This is a genomic window from Proteus sp. fly-1089, from assembly GCF_040138965.1.
Taxonomy (GTDB): Bacteria; Pseudomonadota; Gammaproteobacteria; order Enterobacterales; family Enterobacteriaceae; genus Proteus; species Proteus vulgaris_B.
In genome coordinates this window covers 1-4,299 of sequence record NZ_JBEETS010000014.1, presented here as the reverse complement: position 1 = coordinate 4,299, position 4,299 = coordinate 1, and the positions used below count along the sequence as shown (strand labels likewise).

The 4,299-nt window shown below is 36.6% G+C and carries 3 protein-coding genes, 4 tRNA genes and 1 pseudogene; 7 read left to right on the top strand and 1 reads right to left on the bottom strand.

The window, feature by feature from the left end:
* The first annotated feature begins 189 nt into the window (after positions 1 to 189).
* Positions 190 to 1,224, top strand: coding sequence for a UDP-N-acetylmuramate dehydrogenase (gene murB, locus ABN080_RS18110; protein WP_196554956.1), 1,035 nt, complete (start codon positions 190 to 192; stop codon positions 1,222 to 1,224).
* Entirely contained in the window at positions 1,221 to 2,183 is a 963-nt protein-coding gene (gene birA, locus ABN080_RS18105; RefSeq protein WP_072071179.1) for a bifunctional biotin--[acetyl-CoA-carboxylase] ligase/biotin operon repressor BirA, read from the top strand. Before murB ends, birA begins: the two co-directional genes overlap by 4 nt.
* Before the next feature lie 121 nt (positions 2,184 to 2,304).
* Here birA and coaA read toward each other — a convergent pair whose 3' ends face one another.
* The gene (gene coaA / locus ABN080_RS18100; protein WP_072071181.1) at positions 2,305 to 3,252 is read right to left on the bottom strand and encodes a type I pantothenate kinase; all 948 of its coding nucleotides are present in this window, start codon (positions 3,250 to 3,252) and stop codon (positions 2,305 to 2,307) included.
* A 436-nt stretch (positions 3,253 to 3,688) separates the two neighbouring features.
* On the opposite strand from coaA, the gene ABN080_RS18095 reads away from it, so the two are divergent.
* The 5 genes and pseudogenes from ABN080_RS18095 to ABN080_RS18075 all read left to right on the top strand — a co-directional run.
* A tRNA-Thr gene (locus ABN080_RS18095) sits at positions 3,689 to 3,764 on the top strand.
* 13 nt (positions 3,765 to 3,777) lie between these two features.
* Positions 3,778 to 3,862 (top strand) — tRNA-Tyr (locus ABN080_RS18090).
* Between the two features lie 82 nt (positions 3,863 to 3,944).
* Positions 3,945 to 4,019, top strand: a tRNA-Gly gene (locus ABN080_RS18085).
* Positions 4,020 to 4,024: 5 nt separating this feature from the next.
* Positions 4,025 to 4,100 (top strand) — tRNA-Thr (locus ABN080_RS18080).
* Positions 4,101 to 4,221: 121 nt separating this feature from the next.
* Positions 4,222 to 4,299: pseudogene (locus tag ABN080_RS18075) on the top strand (GTP-binding protein); the annotation flags it as partial.

The window sequence follows — 4,299 nt, the reverse complement described above, 5'->3', positions numbered from 1 at the left end:
CCCATGTGAGAGTAGGGAACTGCCAGGCATTAAATAAGACGAGAAAGCCAACCCAATGGGTTGGCTTTTTTGCGTTTAAGACATTTAAAATACAAATATATTTTCTCTCCTCTAATCACTTATCACTTTGCTATCCTCGACGATGCTTGGCTGTTAAACTAAGCTATCAGCTAAATGAGGTAGACTTTCATGAAAGAATCGGTTTCATTGCAAGCATTTAATACATTTGGTTTGAGAGCAAAAGCTCACCAAATAGAAACTGCAAATAATAAAGATGAGCTTTGTACATATTGGCAAAATGCCCATGAGAAGAGATTACCAACCCTTATTCTAGGTGGCGGTAGTAACGTACTATTTACTGAAGATTTTAATGGTATTGTTATCCGTAACTGTATTGCAGGTATTGAAATTACTGAAGATGCACAATATTGGTCTGTTCATGTTGGCGCTGGCGAGAGTTGGCATGCGCTTATTGAATATCTGTTAGAAAAAAACATCTATGGGCTGGAAAATTTAGCGTTGATCCCAGGCAATGTTGGTTCTGCGCCAATACAAAATATTGGTGCTTATGGTAAAGAGCTGAAAGATGTTTGTGCCTATGTTGACATTGTTGAATTAAGTACAGGTAATATTAGCCGACTAACAAATGAAGAGTGTGAGTTTGGTTATCGCGATAGCATTTTCAAACATCATTATCAGCAAGGCTTTGCTATTATTGCTGTCGGTTTACTACTAAGTAAAAAATGGGAACCTATTCTTACTTATGGTGATTTATCAAAATTATCATTAGAAACTGTTACACCAAAGGATGTGTTCGAATCTGTATGCTTAATGAGAACGAGCAAGCTACCAGATCCAGAAATAACGGGTAATGCTGGAAGCTTTTTTAAAAATCCGATTGTTGATATTCGTATTGCACAACAATTAAAAACAGAATATCCATTTTGTCCTCAATATGTACAGCGAGATGGTGTGAAGCTTGCCGCTGGTTGGTTGATTGATCAATGTGGTCTTAAAGGGCATCAAATTGGTGGTGCGGCAGTCCACACTAAACAAGCGCTGGTACTTATTAATAAAGAAGGCAATGCGACAGGTAAGGATATTGTGAGCTTAGCTGCATATATTCGCCAGAAAGTCTCAGAACGCTTCGGTGTAAAATTAGAGCCAGAAGTTCGCTTTATTGGCCAATATGGTGAAATCAATGCTGTGGATGCTATTTCATGAAAGAAACACCAACCCCTTTATTATTAATTAAAATTCTTGCTGATGGAAATATTCATTCAGGAGAGCAATTAGGCGAAAGTTTAGGAATGACTCGTGCAGGCATTAATAAACATATTCAGACATTGCGTAGCTGGGGTATCGACGTTCAGACGGTTGCAGGAAAAGGTTATCAATTAGATGCGCCAATGAACTTACTGAACGCAGATATTGTGAATCAGAATATTAAAGGTGAGCCGGCTAGCGTTATTCCTGTTATAGATTCTACAAATCAGTATTTAATCCAACGTATTAGCGAATTAAAATCGGGTGATGTCTGTATTGCTGAATATCAGTCTGCTGGACGAGGTAGAAGAGGACGCCAATGGATTTCGCCTTTTGGTAGAAATTTATATTTGAGTATGTATTGGAAACTCGATCAAGGACCTGCAGCAGCAATAGGGCTGAGTTTGGTTGTTGGCGTTATTATGGCCGAAGTATTGCAAAAACTTGGTGCAGATGGCGTTAAAGTAAAATGGCCTAACGATCTCTATTTAAATGATAAAAAGCTTTCAGGTATTCTTGTTGAATTAACAGGGAAGACGGGTGATGTTGCTCATATTGTAACGGGAATTGGTATCAATATTGCGATGAGTAAAAATCAAAATGAAGTAATTAACCAACAATGGATTAATTTAGAGCAAGTTGGTATTAGGATTGACAGAAATGAACTTGCTTGTGAAATTACTAATGCATTAAGAGAAGCATTTATTCAGTTTGAAAAACAAGGGTTATCTATCTTTATAGAACGTTGGAAAAGTTTAGATAATTTTATGCATAGACGGGTAAAGCTCATTATTGGTGAAAAAGAAATCTTTGGTATTGCTAAGGGTATTAATGATCAAGGAGCTTTACTTTTAGAGCAAGATGGTAAAATTACACCTTATATAGGTGGTGAAATTTCACTAAGAAGTGCATCGTAATGTTTTAAATTGCGTCGAATGTCTGAATTGAAAAAGCTTTCTCTAATGGGAAAGCTTTTTTGTTATTTATATTATTAAATCTATTTAGAACTAGAAGAAATTAGTAAATAATTGTTCAGTTTTATTTACGTAATCTAACATTACTAATTGTATGATTATGGCCTTTGGTTAAGATCAAACTTGCTCTCTCTCTTGTGGGCAAAATGTTTTGTTTTAAGTTTAATCCATTAATTTCTTGCCAAATGGATGAGGCTATTTCTATAGATTCTTCTCTGCTTAATTTAGAGTAATTATTAAAATACGATTCAGGATCAGTAAACGCACCTTCTCTAAATTTTAAAAAGCGACTGATATACCAGTGTTTTAGTAATTCTTCTTCAGCATCAACATAAATAGAGAAATCTACATAATCTGATACGAAAACATTATGTGGATCATGAGGATAATCTTGATTGCTCTGTAATACATTCAATCCTTCAAGAATTAAGATGTCAGGTTGCTCAATAACCTGTTTCTTATCAGGAATGATGTCATACACTAAATGAGAATAGACAGGAGCTGTCACTTGTTTCTTACCTGATTTTATATCAGAAACGAAAGAGACGAGGCTATGCATATCATAGGATTCAGGAAATCCTTTTTTCTTCATTATCCCACGTTTCTTTAACTCTGCATTAGGTAAAAGAAAACCATCAGTAGTAATTAAATCTACTTTACGATGTTCTGGCCAACGCGTTAAAAGTGCTTGTAGCAAGCGAGCTGTCGTACTTTTACCAACAGCAACACTGCCCGCGATACCAATAATATATGGAATTTTAGCGCTTCTTGTGCCAAGAAATTGCTCTAAGACGGCTTGACGGCGTAAGTTAGAGCTAATGTAAAAATTGAGTAATCTTGAAAGAGGAAGATAAATCTCAATAACATCATCAATGGAAATTTCTTCGTTAATTCCTTTTAAGTCTGCAATTTCTTTCTCTGTTAGCGTTAAAGGAACGGAGTCTCTTAACGTTGCCCAGTGCTTTCTGTCAAATTCTAAATAAGGGGTTATAAAGCGTTCTTTGTTATTCATAAGCCAACATCTGCCTAGTCTTCGCAGGTTGGACAGGCTGTTTAAAACACCCGTATCCGATAAAAAATAAACAGCATCATAACGAGTCATGCTTCATTGGCGTAGATATTTTTAAAATTTTTCTACTTTTTTTGACGCGAACTGAATAAATTTGTAAAAAAAGTATAAAAAATAGACATGAAAATTATTTTTTAGCGTAGACTAGTGAGTGCGTAATGAATTTTTTTCTAAAAATTTATTGAGTACAATAAATTTAAGGGCTTAAAAGATAAATTAGAATTCGAATTTATCCTGAATTGTTGTTGTCATTTTGGTCGTTTTTTTCCTAAAAAATCAACAATTCAATCAAAAATGAACAAAATCTAAGCAAAAGAACAAATATCGCAATTTTTTTGTTGCATCATGATGAAAGTCCTCCTAGAATGCGCACCACTTAGCCGGCATAGCTCAGTTGGTAGAGCAACTGACTTGTAATCAGTAGGTCCCGAGTTCGACTCTTGGTGCCGGCACCATTAAAATTTAGTTGGTGGGATACCCAAGCGGCCAAAGGGAGCAGACTGTAAATCTGCCGTCACAGACTTCGAAGGTTCGAATCCTTCTCCCACCACCATTAATTCCTTACTTAAGTGTTTTCAAATAGTAAACTCTTGAGTAGAATACAAAGCTGATTTTAAGTCAGGTAGCCGAGTTCTGCGGGCATCGTATAATGGCTATTACCTCAGCCTTCCAAGCTGATGATGCGGGTTCGATTCCCGCTGCCCGCTCCAGATGTGCTGATATAGCTCAGTTGGTAGAGCGCACCCTTGGTAAGGGTGAGGTCGGCAGTTCGAATCTGCCTATCAGCACCACTCCTTCATGTTCTTGCCTCCCTGATTAAAATCTTAACAAGCAATAGCAAATCGCTAATTTACTTACTGCTTGGTTGATGTGGTGTAACCACCGATTCCGTGTCTTAGAGGGACAATTTAAATGTCTAAAGAAAAATTTGAACGTTCAAAACCGCACGTTAACGTTGGTACTATCGGCCACGTTGACCACGGTAAAACT

Excerpts from the sequence above, each read along its gene's own strand:
- murB (WP_196554956.1), top strand. The coding sequence starts at position 190 with ATGAAAGAATCGGTTTCATTGCAAGCATTTAATACATTTGGTTTGAGA.
- birA (WP_072071179.1), top strand. The coding sequence starts at position 1,221 with ATGAAAGAAACACCAACCCCTTTATTATTAATTAAAATTCTTGCTGAT.
- coaA (WP_072071181.1), bottom strand. The coding sequence starts at position 3,252 with ATGAATAACAAAGAACGCTTTATAACCCCTTATTTAGAATTTGACAGA.